The sequence below is a fragment of the Profundicola chukchiensis genome, assembly GCF_029664245.1.
GTDB classification, from domain to species: domain Bacteria; phylum Bacteroidota; class Bacteroidia; order Flavobacteriales; family Weeksellaceae; genus Profundicola; species Profundicola chukchiensis.
In genome coordinates this window covers 181552-203826 of the sequence record NZ_JANAIE010000001.1, presented here as the reverse complement: position 1 = coordinate 203826, position 22275 = coordinate 181552, and the positions used below count along the sequence as shown (strand labels likewise).

Annotated in this window: 17 protein-coding genes; 7 read left to right on the top strand and 10 right to left on the bottom strand. The window is 34.1% G+C overall.

From position 1 onward, the window contains the following. Positions 1 to 23: 23 nt before the first annotated feature. The 10 genes from NLM59_RS00840 to NLM59_RS00795 all read right to left on the bottom strand — a co-directional run bounded on the left by NLM59_RS00840 (position 24) and on the right by NLM59_RS00795 (position 10013). Complete coding sequence (locus NLM59_RS00840; RefSeq protein ID WP_304415842.1) at positions 24 to 611, bottom strand: YceI family protein; 588 nt, start codon at positions 609 to 611, stop codon at positions 24 to 26. Between the two features lie 482 nt (positions 612 to 1093). Further along, positions 1094 to 1507, bottom strand: coding sequence for a lipocalin family protein (locus tag NLM59_RS00835; protein WP_304415841.1), 414 nt, complete (start codon positions 1505 to 1507; stop codon positions 1094 to 1096). Between the two features lie 191 nt (positions 1508 to 1698). After that, on the bottom strand, positions 1699 to 2130 hold the full coding sequence (locus NLM59_RS00830; protein WP_304415840.1) for a DUF420 domain-containing protein: 432 nt from the start codon (positions 2128 to 2130) through the stop codon (positions 1699 to 1701). A 128-nt stretch (positions 2131 to 2258) separates the two neighbouring features. Beyond that, positions 2259 to 2864, bottom strand: coding sequence for a C40 family peptidase (locus NLM59_RS00825; RefSeq protein WP_304415839.1), 606 nt, complete (start codon positions 2862 to 2864; stop codon positions 2259 to 2261). After that, on the bottom strand, positions 2845 to 3192 hold the full coding sequence (locus NLM59_RS00820; protein WP_304415838.1) for a nuclear transport factor 2 family protein: 348 nt from the start codon (positions 3190 to 3192) through the stop codon (positions 2845 to 2847). The genes NLM59_RS00825 and NLM59_RS00820 overlap by 20 nt, the downstream gene beginning before the upstream one ends. 57 nt (positions 3193 to 3249) lie before the next feature. Beyond that, positions 3250 to 3915, bottom strand: coding sequence for a hypothetical protein (locus NLM59_RS00815; protein WP_304415837.1), 666 nt, complete (start codon positions 3913 to 3915; stop codon positions 3250 to 3252). A gap of 305 nt (positions 3916 to 4220) precedes the next feature. After that, positions 4221 to 5198 (bottom strand): hypothetical protein, encoded by a 978-nt coding sequence (locus NLM59_RS00810; protein WP_304415836.1) that lies wholly within the window; start codon positions 5196 to 5198, stop codon positions 4221 to 4223. 556 nt (positions 5199 to 5754) lie between these two features. Beyond that, entirely contained in the window at positions 5755 to 6681 is a 927-nt protein-coding gene (gene mdh, locus NLM59_RS00805; protein ID WP_304415835.1) for a malate dehydrogenase, read from the bottom strand. Positions 6682 to 6917: 236 nt separating this feature from the next. Next, positions 6918 to 8912: an FG-GAP-like repeat-containing protein gene (locus tag NLM59_RS00800; protein ID WP_304415834.1), complete on the bottom strand. Its 1995-nt coding sequence runs from the start codon at positions 8910 to 8912 to the stop codon at positions 6918 to 6920. 12 nt (positions 8913 to 8924) lie between these two features. Next, positions 8925 to 10013 (bottom strand): hypothetical protein, encoded by a 1089-nt coding sequence (locus NLM59_RS00795; protein ID WP_304415833.1) that lies wholly within the window; start codon positions 10011 to 10013, stop codon positions 8925 to 8927. Positions 10014 to 10162: 149 nt separating this feature from the next. Here NLM59_RS00795 and NLM59_RS00790 point away from each other — a divergent pair, with 149 nt between their 5' ends. From NLM59_RS00790 to NLM59_RS00760, 7 genes are all read left to right on the top strand, one after another. Then, positions 10163 to 11506 carry an MATE family efflux transporter gene (locus tag NLM59_RS00790; protein WP_304415832.1) on the top strand — a complete coding sequence of 448 codons (1344 nt, stop codon included), beginning with the start codon at positions 10163 to 10165 and terminating at the stop codon, positions 11504 to 11506. A gap of 70 nt (positions 11507 to 11576) precedes the next feature. Next, positions 11577 to 14933 (top strand): hypothetical protein, encoded by a 3357-nt coding sequence (locus NLM59_RS00785; protein ID WP_304415831.1) that lies wholly within the window; start codon positions 11577 to 11579, stop codon positions 14931 to 14933. Between the two features lie 161 nt (positions 14934 to 15094). After that, the gene (locus NLM59_RS00780; RefSeq protein ID WP_304415830.1) at positions 15095 to 16339 is read left to right on the top strand and encodes a porin family protein; all 1245 of its coding nucleotides are present in this window, start codon (positions 15095 to 15097) and stop codon (positions 16337 to 16339) included. Positions 16340 to 16363: 24 nt separating this feature from the next. Then, the gene (locus NLM59_RS00775; protein WP_304415829.1) at positions 16364 to 17800 is read left to right on the top strand and encodes a hypothetical protein; all 1437 of its coding nucleotides are present in this window, start codon (positions 16364 to 16366) and stop codon (positions 17798 to 17800) included. Further along, positions 17800 to 18474 carry an LPS export ABC transporter periplasmic protein LptC gene (gene lptC / locus NLM59_RS00770; RefSeq protein WP_304415828.1) on the top strand — a complete coding sequence of 225 codons (675 nt, stop codon included), beginning with the start codon at positions 17800 to 17802 and terminating at the stop codon, positions 18472 to 18474. The genes NLM59_RS00775 and lptC overlap by 1 nt, the downstream gene beginning before the upstream one ends. Continuing rightward, a complete protein-coding gene (locus tag NLM59_RS00765) occupies positions 18474 to 19724 on the top strand; it encodes a hemolysin family protein (RefSeq protein WP_304415827.1) in 1251 nt (416 codons plus the stop codon). The genes lptC and NLM59_RS00765 overlap by 1 nt, the downstream gene beginning before the upstream one ends. Before the next feature lie 221 nt (positions 19725 to 19945). After that, a complete protein-coding gene (locus NLM59_RS00760; RefSeq protein WP_304415826.1) occupies positions 19946 to 22120 on the top strand; it encodes a peptidylprolyl isomerase in 2175 nt (724 codons plus the stop codon). Positions 22121 to 22275: the final 155 nt, after the last annotated feature.

Sequence of the window (22275 nt, the reverse complement as noted above, 5' to 3'; positions counted from 1 at the left end):
TTTAAATTCTTAAAAATCGCTACTTATTTAACAAATGTTGTGTTGAAATCAATGGTTACAGCGTCTCCCGTTGTAATTGTACCAAGCAATGCTTTAGGAGGCTTCACACCAAATGTTGTCATTTTAAAGTTTGTTTTTCCTTTCAATACAATCTTAGAAGATGAAGTATTCATAGTGAAATTAAGTGTTGTGCTCTTTGTGGTTCCTGCAATACTTAGGTTTCCAACTACGCTTACTTTGTAATTGCCATTTCCAATAGATGAAATTGACTTAACACTCTTCATATCAAATGTGATATTCTTGTGCTTTTTAGTGTTTAAAGCGTCATAAGTGTTTTTGTCCATTCCGCTTTTACCACTTTTTAAGCTTTCTGCTGGAACAACCAATTTTAATTGTTTGATTTGTGCAGTTCCAGACAAATCGACTACGATGCTACCACTTTGTTTTTCTGCTTTAACATCCCAGTCATGTAAATTTGAAGTTCCATAAACTGTTAGCTTAGATGCAGCGTTGTTTAATTTGAATTCTTGAGCAAATGCTTGACCTGCAAAAAGAATCATAGTGATCAATAAAATTGAACTAAACTGTGTTACTTTACTTAATACATTCATAATATCTGGTTTTTAATTTCATAGTAAAGTTGCGACTAAAATTTTGCCTATAAAATGATTAAAATCAATTATTTGCATAGTCTGAGATATATCAGTTTTTTTCTTATAATAAGCATGTTTTAACTCAGAAAATGAACTGTAGAATTCATCAGCTCTAAGTGTAAATAAATGAGTGAATTAAGAGGTTTTTAACAATTTACTTTAACATTTAAATGAATAAAGGAAGAGAATTATTGATTTAAATCAGGTCTTCTAATCATAAAATCTAACCTTATATTTAATTAAAAGCTTGAGTATTTTTAGTTGTAAATAGAAAATATAGAATAGGATTCTATCTATATAAATAGGTATATCACGTTGGGAAAGTTTAAACGATCGAAATATCCCAAATAAAAAGGAAATTTAAGAAGTAATATCTTAATTCAAAACATAAAAAAAGCCGACTACTAGATAGTGTCGGCTTGTTTAAATTTTAATTTAACTTAATCTTTTGTGTATTCATGCGTAGTATCGCCATCTCTAAGAACTAACTCGTCGTTTGTCAGTTTCTCAATCGTGTAATTTAAGGTATCAATAGATGAAGTTTTATTACCTATACTCTCGATAACAAAAGAAATTTGATCTCCTTCAAGCGCCCAACTTTTGTATAATAAGGTTTTCATGTTGTCTGAACTTGCGGTTCCATCTTCATGAATGCTAAAATGTAAGGCTGCTGGAGATTTATCTACCCAAGAACCGATGATTAAATCCTCATTCGATTCAGTTTCTTCAACTTGAACTACTGCGTCGTTATTGGTAGTTTTTGTTTCTTCATTAGAACATGAACTAAATAGTAATAATCCCGTTATTGCGAACAAGCTAGCGATTGATTTTACTTTTAAAAATGAATATTTCATATGTGGTTTTTAATTAATTAGATACTGCCTTATGTGCAGTAAAGTGTTGAGGTTAAACATTCAAATTGAGTGCCATCATCTTATATCATACAAGTATTATGAAGTCTAATTAAAATCGGGTAAATGTTAGAAAGGTATTTTGCAAATTTATGAACGAGCTATTATGTTGGATAAATAATCTATGAAACTTATTAAATAAGATTCAAGGTCATTAGGTAAACGATAAGAGCTGTGATCGCCGTATAGATAAGACCACCAAAAACAATATAACCTGCAGTTTTATGAAACTTAGAAAGTTTTCCAGGTAAGCTTTTTTGAAACTTAATATTCGAAATGATAATCAGTATGGTCCACAATAAATAACTAAGGACAGCGACAATGATATGAGAGATTAAAGTAAACTTGAAAAATGAAGTATGATAATATTTGCTTGCAGAGGCTAAGCTTCCCGATCCGCCTTCAGCACGAATCAAGCCCTCTAAAGCCAAAACACCAACCACGCAAATGATGAAAATAATATTTTGAATTTTACGATGAGCTTTGAAGTTTTTTCTCTTAGCTAATTGTACAGCATAATAAACCCCAAAAGGTGAAATCAAACTCAGCAGCATAACAGCTGTCATTATGGTGATGGTTAGGTTCATTTGTAGAAATACTTCATGGGTTCAATTAATGTAGATAAAAGTACAATAGTTTAACCAAAGACCAAAGCGACTAGTGTTTATAGAAAGACATGAAATATATTTTATCCCTAATTTAGGGAAAGGTGTATCACCTCTACTTTTTTATTTAAATATATGTCCTCTAGTGAAAATAAATTTTTACCGTTTAATTTTAAAGTTGGTTCTATTTTCGTAGTATTATCAGTGTTATTAATAGCTCTTGCTATTAATTCAGTGCAATAAAGCTTACTATCGTCGTAGCTATCAAATGAAAGATCAAAGGGGGCTTTGATGGTGTGGTACTCTTTTACATTATCTACAATGTTGGATATAACTTCTTGAGGGTAATTAAACTCATAGAAGCCGTAAACTGTTATTCCTTTTAAGAAAGAGTCAAGAGATTCTCTTTTAACATAACCAACTCCAGTTAATTCACTAGCCTCTGTAGGGTAAACCATAAGGCTGTCATTCTCTACAGAAATAATTCCTATGTGTGAGTAACGTTGCTCTTTCGATGCGTATAATCTAAAGTAATTTGAAAAATAACCATTACCAAGCCTACACACGATAGTGCCATTTTTTAATTTGAATTTATAAGAAGTTTTTTGTGAAAAAGAATTTCCAACTTCTTGGGTGCATCCAAAAAGTTGGAAAATAAATAATATTAAGAATGCTTTATTTTTTGCTCTCGACATGAATAAGCCATTCTCCATCAACTTTTACCAATTCAATATCTTGTTCTTTAGCTGATTCTTTAGATTCATCTTTGAAAGTTACCCAGGCTCGGTTATCGACGATGGAATCTTTTATAAATTTAAATTTAAAGTCAGGATCAACTTTTAAACCGCCGAATCCACTTGTAAAATCTAATAGTTTACCAGTAGACTCAGTTGCATACTTTTTAGCTTCGTCAACTTTACCTTTAGCTAAATTCTCACTAAAGTTTTTTGCGGCTTTTTCAGGTCCAGTTGAGCACGAAATTAATAGAAAAGATATAGCGAAAATGAAAATTATTTTATTCATAATAGTTTGTTCTAAATAGTAATTTTTTAAATATTCAATTAATGAGATATCTTTAAACTAAAACAATAGACTTTCACTTAGTTTATAAGTAATATAAAATGCTAATAAAATAGCAACTGGAGGTATATACCATGTTAATGTCATATTAGTTTTAGCTGATCTTAAAGATTGTTGGAAAATATTTATCAACATTAAAATTATATAGAAGAAGAATAATGAAATAAATATTCCTAATTTTTCAGGAGATCGCATTAACTTTTCGAACAATTCATCGGAACCAAATATTTTAAAAATCAACATGATTGGAATGATCATACCTAAAGGTATACCAGATAGCCCACCTGTTAATAATTCATTTTTAAATGTTGGGTTGCCAGAGATGGATTTAACACCAAAGCTTAGACATGATATTACAAACATTAAAATAACTGGAATTAAACTAATTTTAAGAAAATGGCTGAGTTCCAAAAACTCTTTCTTATCACCTGCTAACAACTGTAAACCAATGAAATATAATACAAAAACAGATCCGTATAAAATAAGGGAATGGTTATATGATTTTTCAGATGGTCTTTGCAGGATAGAGTAAATTCCATTGATAGGATTTTTGAAAAAAGTAAAAAAGATATTTTTAAAGTCTTCTTTATAAAATTCTTTAACTTCAGCCGCTATATTAGGCTTTGTTTCTTGAGCTGAATCAGTAGTATGTACATTGTTTTCCATTCTTAAATAAATTATTATAGTTAGACCTACTCATAAGGCTTTTCGGTTGCCGCCCCCATTTGTATTGGGGTAAATCAAAATTTTTTGGTGTAATTAAATATTTATATTTTCTTTAACAAAGATGATTATCCAAAAATCTCAATTAATTTTTAAAATAAAAAGTCCAAAGTTGTCCAATTTGCATTATGCCAAATTATGGTGAAGTTATCTATTTAAGTAGTTGTATGATAGTGTGATGTGTGTTTTGGAGTTTGGCGTTTAAGATCGTTTAAGTCAATTTGATTTGAAAATATTATTAATCTCCCTTACTCAAAAAGGTCTAAATATTTATTATGTAGCCGTAAATGGGCCTCGAGTGTACACTCAATTCCTCTTTTATGCTTTTCATAATATTCATCTGAAGGTTGGTATTTCTCCATTAAACCCGATTCTAAAGTTCTATGGAGATCTATCAATAAAAAATTATCCATACAATCACTACAGTCTATGACCAGGTCAATCTCCAAAGATAAAATTCTGAAACCAGTATTTTTCCAACCTTCAGTTTCTTCTAAAAAATAAGTTGAGAAATCTTGGTTTTGTAGAAGCCACTTGACAACCGACTTCTCATCATTTTTGTCGATCTTATCGAAATCAGCCAAAGCTTGTTTGGCTAACTCATTATTCTCATAAATTTCTTCGATGCTAGATATTTTGAAATAAGTTCTTTTTAACTCAGCAAAAGCAAGATATTTATTTCTTGTAAAGAAGTTATCTAGCTTGAGTTTTCTAATCAAATCTATGTGTCTTCTAATCCAAAGAATAATGTCTTTTAGGCTTAAATTGTGTTTATCCACAAGAGAATAAAACTCCTCCATGGCTTTGTTAACATTTTGAACATTTATCATATGTTCTAAAGTTGGTTGAAAATCAACTTCTTGGTCGTCGAAGAAACTAAAGGATATAATGTATTCATCATCATGATCTTGGCAAGTAATAAAATTATCACATAGAAATAGATCAATGACTTCTCCATTTTCTTCATAAAAGAGTAAGCTCAAACTCGGGCAGTTTTTAGCTCTAAATTTATATCCATTAAATCCTTTGAAGCAATTACCACAACTACCTTCTATAACTTCTTCATAGGCTGTAAGTTTAGGATGTTTTAGAATGTTTTTCTCTAAAGCTTCTAAAAACAGACTCTTCGTGACATTCATATATGATCTGTTATCATCTAAAAGCTCATGCAATAGATTGAAATCTAGATTTTTGATTGCCTCGATGAGTTGTTGCTTTTCTGCCATAAAAATTTGAGTTTTCTTATACTGAAATTAGAATTAAATTATTGAATCTAGTTGTCTTGACTAGCCTTCAAGAATGAAGATAGTTAATATTGGTGATTTTTAATTCTAGAATCTAATAACTATGAGGTAATTTAACCAAATTAGTTGTCTATGCTTTTATCAAAAATCTCAATTAAATTTTAAAATAAAAAGTCCAAAGTTGTCCAATTTGGATAGTGAGATAGGAGTGTGGTTTAATCGCTGGTCGAGCGGATAATGCTTGGTTCGGAGCGCGGCCTGGATTGACGTGGAAATCCTTTTGCTGCTCACGAGCAACAATCTACGAAGCCAAAGAGCGACCATAGGAAGCTCCTTTGGCGAGATAGAGCGTCTAGTGGGCAGCAAAAGATTGCAACAAAAAGCCAGTAAAGCCGCCCCGAAAAAAAAATACTGATTTAAAGAGTATGCTTTATGTTGAAAGTTCGGATTTTTCAAAAGCCAACATAATTTATAGGGCAAAAAAAATGGTCGCTGAATATCTTCAACAACCATTTGATTCTTAATTTTTTTGAGAATCTTATAGACTCAATGCACCGTTTACTTCGCGAACTTTTTCAGCTGCTTCGTTAAATTTAGCTTTTTCGTCTTCAGATAATTCGATTTCAACGATTTTCTCAACACCGTTTTTACCGATTAATGCTGGAACACCAAAGCAAATGTCGTTTAATCCGTACTCACCTTCTAAGAATAATGAACAAGGGAACATTTTCTTTTGGTCGCAGGCAATCGCTTGAACTAAAGCAGAAACAGCCGCTCCTGGTGCATACCATGCAGAAGTTCCTAATAATTTAGTTAAAGTTGCTCCACCTACACGAGTTTCTTGCTCTACGTAATCTAATTTCTCTTGGTCTAAGAACTGAGAAACTGGAACTCCGTTTCTAGATGCTAATCTTGTTAAAGGAACCATTCCTGTGTCGCTGTGTGCACCGATTACCATTCCGTCTACGTCAGAGATAGGGCATTCTAAAGCTTCAGCTAATCTGTATTTGAAACGAGCACTGTCTAAAGCTCCTCCCATTCCAATGATTCTGTTCTTAGGGATATCAGTTGCTTTGTGTACAAGATATGCCATAGTATCCATTGGGTTACTTACCACAATGATGATTACGTTTGGCGAATGAGCTACTAATTGCTCTACAACAGATTTAACAATGTTGGCATTGGTTCCGATTAGCTCTTCTCTGGTCATTCCTGGTTTTCTTGGAATTCCCGAAGTAATTACCGCTACATCTGAATTAGCTGTTTTTGAATAATCATTAGTAGAACCAACAATTTTGGTATCAAATCCGTTTAATGACGCAGTTTGCATTAAATCCATTGCTTTTCCTTCAGCAAAGCCTTCTTTAATATCCAAAAGACAAACTTCTGCTGCGAAATCTTTCATCGCAATATATTCTGCACAACTTGCTCCTACGGCACCTGCACCTACAACAGTAACTTTCATAAACTATATGTTTTAATTGTTTAAAATTTTAAAGGTTAAAGATACAAAATAATAAAAGTGTAGAAAGTGAATTTTTTGGTTTTTTATAGAATTCACTAATTTTTAACTTAATAAAAGTGGCTTAATTAGTGCTTGAATCTCATGATATTGCAAGTTAAATAGCGCTTTTTATCTTTTAATTTATATATCATCAATTTTATTAATCCTGTACTGGGTTTTGAGTTTCGTAATTGTTTTTAATGTTGAACAATGAACTTTTGTGCGTATACAGATCCTTTGCTATCCACTAATTTTAGGAAATAGATACCACTCGGTAAACTCTTAGTCGAAATGCTATTATCTTGAATTGGCATTTGAATTAATTGCCCTGCTTGATTGTAGACATAAGCTGTTTTGCTTAAAGTTTCAGGCGTTTTAATGTTTAATACATCTTTGGCTGGAACTGGATACAGAGCTAATTCTGCTAAGTTTTCAACATTATTAATGCTTAGCGTTTCGCCTTCTATGGAAAAGAAAGTTTGGTTAAGCGGAACATCATAATAGGTATCAACAATTCCGCTTGGCCATTTCACTACAACTTGTTCTATCATTGTATCCTGTCCAAGTCCGAAATGCGTGTTTAGTGTGTGTCCATGAGAGAAACCTTGCCCAGATTTTACTTCTTGAATTTGAGTTCCGAGTTCGCTCACTAATTCAATTCTCGCTCCGATTCCATTGGTGTTGCTTTCGCTACCAATGGTCACGATTTTCACCCAATTATTGTCATTACCTTGGTTGTATAATATTTTTCCGTTTCTATAGATGTCTAAGAAGCCATTGTTGTCTAAATCACCAACGGCGCCTCCTGGAAAGTTTAAATCCATTCTAGAGAAAGTCATGTCCCCATTATTGAAATATATAAAACCATTGTTGGCGTCGCCCATGATGTCGGTATGCCCATCATTATCGAAATCATAAGCTATATTTTCTAACCCACCATAACTGAAGTTTTCAAAGTTGGTTCCTTCAACCTGATTGGTGAAAGTTCCATCGCCATTGTTGATCATCATTTTATGTCCACCATCAGAGAATGAATTTGAGCCAATATAAGCATCAAAATCACCATCATGATCGTAATCAGCCCAAGCGGAAGACCAAGTTTGAATCGGATCCCACATGTTAGCTTCTTCAGAAACATCTGTGAAAGTTCCATCGCCATTATTTCTGTGCAATTCGTTGTATTTAGCATCAGAGCCACCACGACATTTAGCAATAAATAAATCCATGTCGCCGTCGTTGTCATAATCAACCCAGATTGAACCATAGTTTCCACCACTTGGGAAATCACCTAAACCACCTTGTAGCCAAGTAAGTCCACCGTTTCCATCATTCATTACATAAACATTCGGTGCCACATCATGACAGATAAAAGCATCTAAATTACCATCATTGTCAATGTCTACCATATTGGTGCGCTGAGAGAAAATATATGAATTAGATGAATGTACTGTAAAGCTATTGCCTTCTGGTTCAGATAGTAAAATACTAGCTCCTGTAGAGCCTCCTATTAGTAAGTCATTTTTCAAATCCCCGTTTAAATCTCCTGCGGTTATGCTCCAATCGCTTGTGTAGAAATTACCTAGACTAAAACTCTCCGTCGTGAAACTTCCATCTGGGTTTTGATAATCTATTTTAATGGTACTGGAATTAACAACCGTCACAATATCATCTAAATAATCTCCATTCATGTCTACTACACAACCTTTAGGATTTCCAGGTCCTCGATCTTCGTACACAAATGTGATTGGGCTATTTATAATAGCGGTAGAGTTTTCAATTTTAAAATCAAAAGCATTTGAATTCCATCTGTCATCAAAAACTATAAAATAATCTTGATTGGCTTCTGCCTCAAAATCAACATAAGAAAGGTAAACACTTCCCGAGTCATCGTCTCCAGTTTGACAAATTAAATTATCACAAGAGCCTCTATAAACACGGATTCTTGTATCTCCACCAGCGTTTTGATCTAAACTCGTTGTTATGTGTATGGCTTGAGTTTCCGGAAAGTTAACCTTATACCAAGCCGCATAATTAGCATTGCTGTCACCAAAGATGCAGGATAAACCAGGTAGTTCTCCTGTCATTTCGCTAACATGATGAGTTCCCATGCCTACTTCAATAGCAGACTCGCAATTTTGTTGTGCACCTAGCGAAAGGGGAATTAGTAAAAAGAAGTAAATAAAATTTTTCATTTTGAGTTGTGTTTAATTGCAATTTTGAGCCGGAAGACTGTTTATCCATTCGTTCATAAGTTCAGCGGCTTCTTCATGGATTATACTCGTTCCGATTAGCGGCATTTTGGTCGATACATCGTCGCTTGTAAATCGGTAATACATTCCCGAACGATTTGCGTTCCCTGGCATGATAGTGTAGTCCATTCCTGGTAATGGCTCCGAAACAGGAACGCACAATCCTAAGTTTTCTGGACTAGCGGTCATATCCCAATCTAAACGAATAGGCGTATAGCTACAATGTGCCATTTCCTGATGACAATGAGCGCAGTTAGCGTCTAAATAGCTTCTCATTCGTACTTCCACAGGATTAGAAGTGTGTGTCCAATCTGGAATAGCAGCAATGTTCTGTGGTAAATTGTCGCCATTTAAATAGCCATGTCTAATGAGTTTTTCGAGCTGGTTCATTGGTCCGTCAGTATAATTGAAAACTTTATTTAAGTTTCTTGGTTTGGGACCTATTAAAACTTTTTCTTCTTCGATTTTATGGCAAATAAAGCATTCCGATTCACTTGGAATTCTATAATTGGCGGATTTAGTAGTTCCATTTTCAATCCATTCAATCGGAACATCACTTCCAGATAAATCTAAATAAGCTTCTGTTTGAGCTTCGTTCCATACATAATTGATAAACATCCATGCTCCGTTCTTTTTAATCATCAGACGAGTCTCAAGGATTTTTGAACTATTGTTGGGGACAACATTATCGTAATAGAAATTCTTAATTATTGCCGTTCCATCAGGGAAATTGAGTGGTTGATTGTCACTCACATATTCAGCTTTTACACCTTGTGGCATCCAGATATATCTGTTTTTATGGGCGTAATCTGTAAATAAAGTATTGATAGGTTCATACGGAATCACACCTACCACAGGAACTTGCCCTTTCATGGGTTGCTTAAAAAAATTATAAGTTGAAAGAGTAGGGTAAGGAACCTGATTTAAATCCAATATAACCGGTGATCCTGTACTAGGATTTACCTCTTGTCCGGGATCTGGATCATCACTCGAGCATGAAATAACAAAGTTGAGTAATAATGCAAAAAGTATAAATTTTCTCATTAAAAAGTATAGAATATACTGCAATTTATGTATAAAGTAATTAAGTTAAAAATAAAAACCACAAATAAACACCTTATTCATAAAATTATTTTCTTCAAAAATCTAATTTGATATTGAATGATGGATATAAACTTTATTTTTGCCAAGCGATGACGGGAAAAATTAGTTTTAAGGAAATAAATCGACTGGCTATTCCAGCTATTTTTGCGGGGATTGTAGAACCTTTGATTTCGCTTACTGATACAGCTGTAGCAGGAAGATTTACAGCTAATCCAGATGAAGCCTTAGGTGCAATCGGTTTGGTAGGCTCATTTTTGTCGGCATTGATTTGGATTTTCTTACAAACATCCAATGCGATTTCAGCTTTGGTATCGCATGCTTACGGACAAGGTAAAGTTGAGCGTTTAAAAACTTTGGTATCGCAGTTATTTTACTTTAACCTCATTGTCTCCTTGGTGATGAGTTTTAGTGCGTTCTTTTTAGCAGAGTGGATTCTTAGCTTATATGGCGCAAAAAATCTATTACTCGAAATTGCAGTAGATTACTTTAAGGTCAGGGTTTGGGGATTTCCTTTAACGCTTTTAACCTTTACTATTTTTGGTGTCTTCCGTGGATTGCAGAATACATCTTGGGCGATGAGAATCAGTATTTTCGGCGGAATTTTCAATGCGGCTCTAGATATAATATTGGTTTATGTTTTCAATTTCGATGTTGTTGGAATTGCATGGGCGAGCGTAACAGCGCAGTTTATCATGTTTATGTTGGCGATGCGTTTTTTATATTTAAAAACGCCTTTTAGGTTGATGAAGCTGTTCCCGTTGCATGAAGATTTTAGTAAAACTTTGATGATGAGTTTTGACTTATTTATCAGGACATTGTCATTAAATATTGCTCTTTTCTTAGGATATAGATACGCTACATTACTTGGTTCCGACGGAAATAATCAATTTGTAGGTGCACATGCGATTTTGATTCAAGTTTGGATGTTTTCTTCCTTTTTATTAGATGGTTATGCGCACGCAGGATCTGCTATTTCTGGGAAATTATTTGGAGCGAGAGATTATAAAGAATTAAACTATCTGGTCAAAAGACTAATTGGTGTTATGCTAATTTTAGGAGTTTCTCTCATGGGAATTTACCTTGCGCTTAGCGAGCCCATTGGCCGATTGTTGACCAAGTCTGAAGATGTTTTAGTGGTTTTTTATAGCGCTTTTTGGTTGGTAGCGATTATGCAACCGATAAATTCTATGGCATTTTTATTCGATGGGGTATACAAAGGATTAGGAGAGACCAAAGTTTTAAGAAACTTGTTGGTAATTGCCTTGATTTTTGGATTCGTGCCCACCTTGTTGATAGCCAATTACTTCGAGTGGGGAGTGTTGGGAATATGGTTAAGCTTTATGGTTTGGATGCTTTTTAGATCAGGAGGTTTAGTTTATCATTTTAAGAAGCACTACAGCGTTAAAGCAAAAAATCAAAATTCTGAAGATTGATTTACACCACATTTGCTATTTTGACGTTAAGTATAGTAAGTTGAAAATTAAGTTACTTATTTTGGGTTTAATGTTGATATCGTTTGTGAAAGCGCAGGTACCGACATGGGAAAATCCAAATTTCAGAAGTATTAAAATCAAAGCTCAAGACAGCTTGGTGCTGGATTCAATGTTTATACTTAAGGATGGTTTAAAAGTTGAAAATTTAAAGGGTGAGTTTATTCCGGGTTCTGCTTATAAGCTAAATTATGCTGAGAGTAAGATTTATTTTAAACCTGAATTTAGAGATAGTTTAAAGATAGAATATATTGTGCATCCGACTTTAAGAAGCCAGGTTACTTATCCTAAAGATCCCAAGTTGATTGTGGCTTCTGCAAGTGAAGTTCAGGCTATGGTATTGGGAAATCAAGAAACCGAGAAAAAAGAAATTTTTGATGGGATTTCCACTCAAGGTAGTATGGTGCGAGGGATAAGTTTAGGGAATAATCAAGGTTCGTCGGCACAATCTTCTTTAGATTTAAGAATGAACGGTCAGTTGTCTCCCGATATTGGAATTACGGCTGCTATTTCTGACACCAACGTACCAATTGAGGCCGATGGATATACTCAGAATTTAGAACAATTTGATAAAGTATTTGTTGAGTTATTTACAGATCAATCAAGTGCAAGAGCAGGGCATGTAGACTTATCGCAAACGCAGGAATATTTTGGGAGATTTAATAGGCGAGTTTCGGGTTTGCATTTAAATCATATGATTTCTAGCGACTCTAGTTCTACGCATTTTCAGGCGGCAGGTAGTATTTCTAGAGGTGAGTTTAAACAAATGAAATTCAACGGACAAGAGGGAAATCAAGGTCCTTATCGTCTTTCTGGAAACTATGACGAGGCTTATGTCACGATTTTATCTGGAAGTGAGAAGGTTTATAAGGATGGAATTCTGCTTCAGAGAGGTGAAAATTATGATTATGTAATTAATTACAATACCGGGGAAATTACATTTACGAATAAACACTTGGTGCGTTCGACTGATAGATTTATTGCAGAATATCAATATACAAACCGATATTACAATCGATTTCTGTTGTATGGTGGTGCAAAGCATGTGGGTCAGCGTTTTTCTTTGTCAACGCATATTTATTCTGAAAGTGATAGTAAGAATAATGCTGTCAATCAAAGTTTAAGTTTAGAAGATAAAGAAATCTTATCTCAAGCAGGAAATGATGCTAGTGCGATGTATGCTGATTCTTATGAGCAAGTTCCATTTGAGGAGGGGAAGGTTTTGTACAAAAAAGTCTTTTGGAATGATTTAGAGATTTTTGAATATACCGCAGAATCTCATGATGAGGTTTATAATGTCAACTTTACGCGTTTAGGGAAAAACAAAGGAAATTATAAGCTATCTGATAATGCAGTGAATGGACGTGTATTTGAATTTGTTCCTCCGATAAATGGTGTTAAACAAGGGGAATACGAACCTATTCGCTTATTAGTGGCACCACAAAAGAATCAAGTTTTAAGTTTAGCTTCTTCTTATAAACTTAAAAATAATGGAAAAATTAATTTAGATGTGGGTGTTTCTAATGTTGATCAAAACTTGTTTTCTGATGTAGATGATGAAGAAAATGTGGGTTATGCACTAAAATTAGGAGCAGAAAAATCTTATAAGAAAGGCAAACTTCAAATTACACCAAGTTTAAATTATGAATTTATAAAAGAGAATTTTTCGCCATTAGAAAGATTACGCTCGCCTGAGTTTGTTAGAGATTTTAATTTAAATCAAGAAATTGGAGGAGGAGATCAGCAGTTCTTACAATCAAATATTTTGTTAGCTGTTTCAGATTCAATTTTTGTTAATTATGGATTTGATTATCTAGACGAAGCTAACCGATACAACGGTAATCGACATAGGTTGAATTTACAATATTTAACGCCTGAAACAGAGTTTTTAGCTTCTTATAAAACCATGAATTCAAGTTCCTATAATGAGAAAACAACTTTTGATGAATATCGTGCGCTGGTAGGAAGGCAAGTCGGTAAGGTAAGATTGACAACAGGAATTGTTGGTGAGCAAAACAGAAGAGAGCTGAACCATCAAATTGATTCGTTGAGTTTTGGGTGGAATGAAGTTTTTGGTTCGGTTATGTTGGGCGATACCATTAATAAATATGCTTATTTAAGAGCTTATCAAAGAAAAGATGATTCGGTGAGTTTGGGTCGTTTTAAAAGATATTCAGAAGCTGTTGGTGTTGAGTTTAACACACAAATTATTAAAAATGAAAATCATGCATTGAGGTTTATGACGCATTACCGAAGATTGAATTACACCGATTCAATTAATAAAGTTTCGTTTTTGAACGCAACTATTCAATGGAGAAAAAGTCTATGGAATAAGGCAGTAGAGTTAAATGCGAATTATGAGATTTCGGGTGGGACTGAATTACAGAGAGCATTTACCTATGTAGAAGTTGCAGATGGTATGGGGATTTATAAATGGACAGATTATAATGGTGATGGTATTCAGCAGTTAGATGAGTTTGAGCAAGCTGACTTTGCCGATGAAGCTAAGTTTATCAGAGTTTATACCAATACCGTAGATCAGATTAGAACCAATAAAAATGGGCTGCGCGTTTCTTTGAGATTAAACCCATCGCGCTATTTTGGTAATGAAACATTTTGGAGAAGAGTTCAGTCGAATTTAACGTATTCCACAGAGGGAAATTATTTAAAATATGATGAAACAGCTGCCTTTAATCCCTGGCAGAATGATGAAAGTCTACGTTTCAGAACCTTGCAGTTTTATATGCAGAATAAATATAATACGGGTAAACAATACAAATGGAATTTTGTGCATGAATTTAGTATTCAAGAGAATGCGAGGTATGTTTTTACCGGTTTAGAAGAACTTTCTACTCAATTAAATAAAATTAAAGCTCAATATAATTGGACGGAATTCTTAACACTAGAATTTTCTAATAATCTTAAATGGATTGATAGTGATTCAGAGGCTTTTGAAAGTAGAAGATATGCGCTTTCAGCTTCCGAATGGATTCCAAAAGTATATTATAGTCGCTCAGAGAATTTTAAATATGCATTAGCCTATAAATACCAAGATTACTCGAATGCTTTGGGCGAGGAAAGTTTAAAGGCTCATCAACTTAATTTTGATTTCACATGGAACGATCAAAATAAAACATCTGTATTAGCGGGTGTGGACTGGGTTAAAAATGATTTCGTGGGCAATCCAAATTCTGTGGTAGGAAATAGAATGATGGAAGGTTTGCGAGATGGGAATAACTTGGTTTGGCGTTTACTTTTACAAAGAAATATTAATAATTATTTAGAATTAAACGTTCAGTATTCTGGAAGAAAGAACGAAGAGTATAAAGCGATTCATTCCGGAAATGTTCAATTAAAACTTAATTTTTAGGCTCGTGACTATCCTATGCGGACATAGGAGGTATTAATTGCTTAATAATCAAACAAATTCACCGACAAATGACAATATATTTTTTCAGATTGGATTCAAATCATCATATTTGCAAATATTTAATAAGTAGCAAAAGAAGAATGAGAAGGATTTTATGCAGTATGATACTGCTAATTACAGTAGCGCAAGTTAGCGCTCAAAACATATCTATTTCACCCTATTCAGCCTTTGGGTATGGAGACAATAGACTTAGCAACGGCGCAGCCAGCTTTGGAATGGGAGGATTAAGCACAGCTTATTTGAGTCCTTATGGAACAGAAACTAACTTTATGAACCCAGCCGCCAACCAAAACTTGAGATTTACCAATTTCGTTTTCGAAGGTTCTACAGATATGACAAGGTTCAAAAGCGAAAGCGATAAGTTTTCGAGATCAACTACCTATCTTTCTAAGGTTTCATTAGGATTTCCATTAGGTAAAAAATGGAGAGGTGGATTTGGTTTTCAGCCTTTCTCAGCCTTAGGTTATAAAACAAGTACAACTAAAATGTATGATGATATTTCAACCACAAGCCAGTTTGAAGGTAGTGGAGGATTGAATAGTTTACATTTTATGACTTCTTATAACTTGAACAGCAATTTAGCTTTAGGGGTTAGAGCAAATTATATTTTTGGATCTTTAGATAAAACAGAAATCTTCAGCGCTTCTGAATCTCAATTGCTTACAGCATATGATTTTGACAGTAAAATCAGCGGAATCACTGTGAATGGAGGTATTTCATTTGCTAAGAAATTCGATAACAATAAATTATTGACGGTTGGTGCTACTTATGGTTTAGGATCTAATATTAAAGCAGATCAAAATTATCTTGTTAAAACTTATCAAATCATCCCAACCAACTTTGTAGAGTTTAATGTTGATACGATTAGCTTCAATGATTCAGATAGAAAAGTTAGAATACCAGAAAACGCATCATTTGGTATTAGCTACGGTAAAGATTTAAAATGGAATATTGGAGCACAAGTAGATTGGGAAAAGACTTCTGCATTTAATTTAATACATGAAAAGAATACATCAAACGACAGATTTAAGGCTGCGGTTGGTGGATATTATATCCCTCAATTTAATAGTTATAGGAGTTATATGTCTCGCGCAACTTACCGCGGAGGTATGTATTATGAGAAGACGCCTATAAGCGTTAAAGGAGAAGATATAAAAGATTATGGCATAACTTTTGGAATTGGACTACCCGTTGGAAAAGCTACTGACGCGTCTGAGTTAAACATCGGTGTTGAGCTAGGGCAGAGAGGTACTACTGATAAGAGTTTGGTGAAAGAAACTTACGCGAACGTTAAGCTAAGTTTTACATTAAACGACACTTGGTTCCAGCGAAGAAAATATGATTAAATTGAATCTAGAAAATCTATCAAAATGAAAAAAATAATACCACTACTATTTGTCGCATCTGCATTTATCGCACCCAACTTTGGAAATGCCCAAAATTGCGATAGCTATGAGATTTCGCTAAATAAATTGGTACAGACAAAAGACTATGACGCAGCTTATCCTAAGTTAAAAGAAGCTTTAGCAGCTTGTCCTAGTGAGAAAATCAACTTTTATATATTTGGTGAAACAATTTTAGAGAATAAAGTTGCTAATGCAGCGAATGAAGTTGAGAAGAAGAAATATGCCAATGAGTTAGTGACTTTAATCGATAATAGAATTAAGAATTTTAAAGATGGTAAAGAAGCTTTCTGGAAAGGAGAAGCAATTACCTATGAGTTAAATTATGGTTTAGTTGATAAAATGGGAGCTTACAAAAAGTTTAAAGAATTGTTTAGCTCATCAGAAGACGTTCAGAAGTTTTCGAGTCCAGCAGTTTATGCTTACTTTTCAACTTCCCTACAGTTATTAAATGAAGAGAAATTAGGCTTTGAGGAAGTTTTAAAAGTTTACTTCCAAACAAAGAAAATTGCAGAAGATAATATCGAAATGCGTTCAGTTGAGTATGGTACACTTGCTGAAAAGTTAGATAGTATTCAGAAAACTAATCCTAAGAAAGATTTAACTCCAGCTGAAAAACAAATGATGGCTAATGCACAAACGAATAAAGATGCATTTGTTAATATACATGATAGTATGGAATCAATATTAGAACAATATACTACTTGTGATAATATTGCACCTATGTTTGACAACGGATTTGAAGCTAATAAAGATAGCATTGAGTGGTTGACTAGTTCTTACCAAGCTTTAGCATCAAAAGATTGTTACGACAATCCAATAATGGAAAGAATCGAAGAACAATATAATATTGTTTGGAAAAAACAAAACCCTCAAGCAGAGCAAACACAAGTTGCTTCTAGAGGTGGGGGTGGAACTGTAGGTTCTCCATATGGATCTGGTGCTAGAAAATATAAAGCTGGAAATTATAGCGGAGCTATTGAAGACTTTAAGAAAGCTATGTATGAGGTAACTGGAACTACACGTGGTGATGTTGCTTACTACATTGCTTTATCTTATCAAAAAACTGGTAGTTTAAGTAATGCAGTTAGTTGGGCGAAAAGAGCCGCTAATTATAAGCCAGGTTGGGGAGCACCTTACCAATTAATAGCAAGTGCGTTTGGTGCAAGTGCTAACGCATGTGGTAATTCACAATTCGAGAAATTATCTACTTATTGGGTAGCTGCTGACTATGCTAATAAAGCTGCTGCGGTAGATAGCCGTTCAGCATCTTGGGCAAAGAGCGCCGTAAGATCTTATGAAGGAACAGCACCAAATCAAGAATTAATTTTCCAAGCAGGTAAAAAGAAAGGAGATAGAGTTTCTATTAGTTGTCTTGGAGGTGCTACAACCACCGTTAGATAATGAAAAGAAATGTCTCAAAGACATATAATATAATCAGAGCAGCCCTATTTGGGGCTGCTTTGTTGTTTGTGAGTTGTGAGGAAAAAGACTCCAAACCATTGGGGCAACTCAATAAAAATTTTGCTGATAGAACCATCGTTGATGCCTTTCTAACCTATAAGGATTCTGGTGTAATCACCATGGAGTTGAAATCTCCATTGATTGAAGAGTTTACTTTAATCGACTCACCTTACACCATCATGCGAAAAGGGGTAAATATTAAATTTTGGAACTCTGGGAAACCAAATCCAAATTATCTTAGAGCAGATTGGGCTAAAATAATAGACCGAAAAAAGTTCTATGAAGGCAAAGGAAATGTTGAAATGATCAATAATGATGGAGATACTTTGCGTACCCAACATATTTTCTGGGATAATCTAAATAGGCGTATATTTACAGAAGATACAGTAACTATCAAAAGGAAAGACGGAACCATAAATATTGCCAATCACGGCTTAACAGCATCTGAGGATTTCAAGGAATTTACTTTGTTTGATAATCATGGTGTAATCTTTTTCGATGAAGCTGGTGATAATAAAACAACGCCAAGAACCAAACCTCAATTGCCGAAACAAGAAATACCAGAAGACATGGTTGAGTTGAATCCTTTGATGGAATCACAAGAAAAACAATAATGGCGACGACTCTCATTATTATCATTTTATCGATTATTGCTTCAGCCTTCTTTTCGGGGATGGAGATAGCATTTATTTCATCCAATAGGATGAGTTTAGAGCTTGAGCGCAAAAAAGAAACTTGGGTTTCTAAGTTAATGCTTTATTTATCTGATCGACCTCAAAAATTTATTGCCACCATGCTGGTTGGTAATAATATCGCATTGGTTGTTTACGGTATTTTTATGGGAGATTTAATTATGAGTAATCTTCCAGATTTAAACTCAGATTTATTATCTCTTTTAATTCAAACCCTAATTTCTACTTTGGTTATTTTGGTAACTGCTGAGTTTTTGCCAAAAGTTGTTTTTAGTATTTATTCCAACGAGTTATTTAAATTCTTTTCCTTTCCGGCTTGGATTATTTTCCAATTATTTTCAATCTTCACTACTTTCATTATTTGGATTTCAAACATCTTCTTACAATTGGTAGGTAGAAAAGAAGTTTCGGAGGATGAATTATTCTTTAAGGAAGAATTAAAATACTTCTTATCTGAACAGTTGATAGATGCTGATGAAGAAGAAATAGACACCGAGGTTCAAATATTCCACAATGCTTTAGAATTTTCTGAGATTAAGGTGAGGGAATGTATGATTCCACGAAAGGAAATTATTGGTGTAAATATTAATGAAAGCATCGATTACGCAAGAGAAAAATTCATTGATACTGGGTTCTCAAAGCTAATAGTTTATCAAGAAAATATGGATCAAGTCATTGGATATATACACTCCTTTGATTTGTTCAAAAAACCAAAAAACATTCGTTCAGCCCTTTTGCCTGTTGATTTTGTGAATGAAACTGTATTGGCGCAGGACGTAATGAATAGATTAATCAAAAACCGCAAATCGGTGGCGATTGTATTAGATGAATATGGTGGAACAGCTGGTTTGGTAACGGTAGAAGACGTTGTAGAAGAATTATTTGGTGAGATAGAGGATGAGCATGATAGTGTTCAACTGGTTCAAACACAAATCAGCGACGATGAATATTTGTTTTCAGCCCGATTAGAAATCGATTATTTAAACGAGAACTTTGGACTACACTTGCCTGAGTCCGATGCTTATGAAACCCTAGGAGGATTGGCCGTAAAGCTCAACGAGGACTTGCCTGATATTGGTGAAGAAATTAGAGTAGAAGATTATATTCTTTTAATCGAAAGAGTTTCGGATACACGCATCGAGGAAATTAGAATTTACGTCCAAGAGGATTAATTCATCAGTAGACTTGCAAATTATTTTATTGAAAAGTTTATATTTGAACTTTAGAAATTTTAAGGCTAAAGTATAGCATTTCAAATATTAGCATATAGGTATAGTTCTAAATCCAACTAAGATTTAATAAATCTTAACATTATTGGGTGTAAATGCTTTATCTGTTTTTTGTTTTTACAGGAATGTTGTACTTTCGCAAATTGTAACGTAAATTATTAAGGATGGCTCTTTTAGGAGATATTAGAAAAAGATCTTGGTTATTGATTTTAGGTATTGGTTTGCCTTTATTTGCTTTCATTGTTGGAGACGCATTTTCACAAGGAAGTATATTTGGAGATCCAAATGAATTAGGTTCTGTTGCAGGAACGCCTATTAACATTCAAGACTATAACTTGGCGTATAATCGCTTGAGTAAAAACCCACAAATGCAGGAAGCAAGTGAGAACGTGTTATCAGAAATGGCATGGAATCAATTAGTTTCTGAAGTGTTGGTAACTAACCAAATGGAAGAATTGGGGATTGGTGTTGACGAAAACAAGTATTTTGAGGAAGCTGGTAGATTTTATTCTTCAGTGAATCCAAATTTAACAGATGCTAATGGTCGTGTCAACATTGAGTTAACTAAACAATTTGTTAGTGAACTTAAAACTGCAGCTCTTGCAGGTAATCCACAAGCTCAAAATTTTTATGAGCAGTGGGAAAACGCAAATCCACAGTTTCGTTTACTTAACAGAACTTACTTAGGTTTAGTTTCTAGTGGTGGTTTGGCAACGGATGTTGATGCTGCTTTCATGAACAAAGCAAATGCTAATAACGACATCGAGTATATTGTTGTTAACTACGAAGACTACGCACAAAAAAATAAAATTGAAGTTACAGATGATGAGATTTTAGGATATATGAAAGATCATCCTAAAAACTTTAAAGCAGAACCAAGTGTGAATTTAGCTTATGCTTATTTCCCTGGTGTTGCATCTGAGCAGGATAATAACAAGATTTTAAATGAATTAAACTCTTACTTAGCGCCACAGGTGATTAAAGATGAAGTGAATGGTATTTCAGATACTATCCGTTCTTTTGCTCAAGCTGTTAATGACTCTGCGTATGTAAGTCGTTTTTCTGAATCTCAATTCGATCCTACTTATTATACTAAAGCACAATTCGAGAGTTTCCCAGATGAAGGTTTGAAAGAGAAACTTAAGAATGCAAATAAAGGTGATGTTATCGGGCCAACTAAAATTGGTAGTGTATATAACTTAATTAAAATTTCAGACGTTAAAGCAATCACTGACTCAGCTAAAACAAGTCATATCTTAATCGGTTATGCGGGTAGCGAAGCAAGAGGAGCTGGAATCACAAGAACTCCACAAGAGGCACAAGCTATGGCAGATAGTTTATTAACTGTTATTAAAGCAGACCCTTCTAAATTTAATGAATTAGCTAGAACGGTTTCTGATGATGCTGTAGCAGCTCAATCTAATGGTGATATTGGATGGGTTGGTAGATTCCAACAAGGATTTGCAGAGTCTTACCGTGATTTTGCGGTAACAGAACCAAAAGGTACTATTGATGTTGTTCCTTCTCAATTTGGATTCCATATCATTAGAATTGATGATGTAAAACAAGTTACAGGTTATCAATTAGCAACGATTCAAAAGCAAATTAAAGCTTCTGAGGAAACTCAAGAAAACTTATTTAGCTCAGCTAATAATTTAGCATTAAATGCACAAGACCAATCAGCAAACGATTTCATTAATGCAGCTCGTCAAGAGAATGCAGAGGTGAACAATGCAGATGGTGTAACGAGATTTGCTACTAACTTAGTAGGTTTAGGTGGAACAAGAAAAGAAGCTGACATCTTAAGATGGGCTTTCAACGATGATACAAAACCAGGTGCGGTTTCTACATTTGAAACTTTAGATGGTGGACAAATCGTTGCTTACTTATCTAACAAATACGAAGATGGTAAATACAATATCGCAGCAGCTAGAACTCAGATTGAGGCTAAAGTGAGAAACAGAAAAATTGCACAGAAATTAGCCTCAGAAAACACAGAAGCTGATTTAAATAGTTTAGCATCTAAATTAGGTGTAACTAAACAAACTGCATCTATCAACTATTCTCGTCCAATGATCGAGGGTGCTGGTCTAGAGCCAAATGTTGGTGGAGCTGCATTAGGATTAGCAGAAGGTAAAACTTCGGGTGCTATCCAAGGGAACGCAGGAGTTTACTTTGTAAAAGTTACTAAGAAAGGAGCTGTTGCTGAAATGGATGATGCTTCTGTATTAAGAAGAAGTGTTCAAACACAAAATAGAAGCTTAATTCAGAATTCATTGATTCCATCATTGGTAGATGCTTCTGATGTAAAAGATAATAGAATTAAGAAATTGAAGTAAGATTCAATATACTTAATCCAAAAACTAAAAGCCCGAAATAGAAATTCTGTTTCGGGCTTTTTTGTACGATTTAATTTTATTTAAAATAAAGGTATTAGGGCTTAAAATTGTTCTTAAGGGGAATGTTCCTATTTCAATAAATAAGTTGTTCAAAG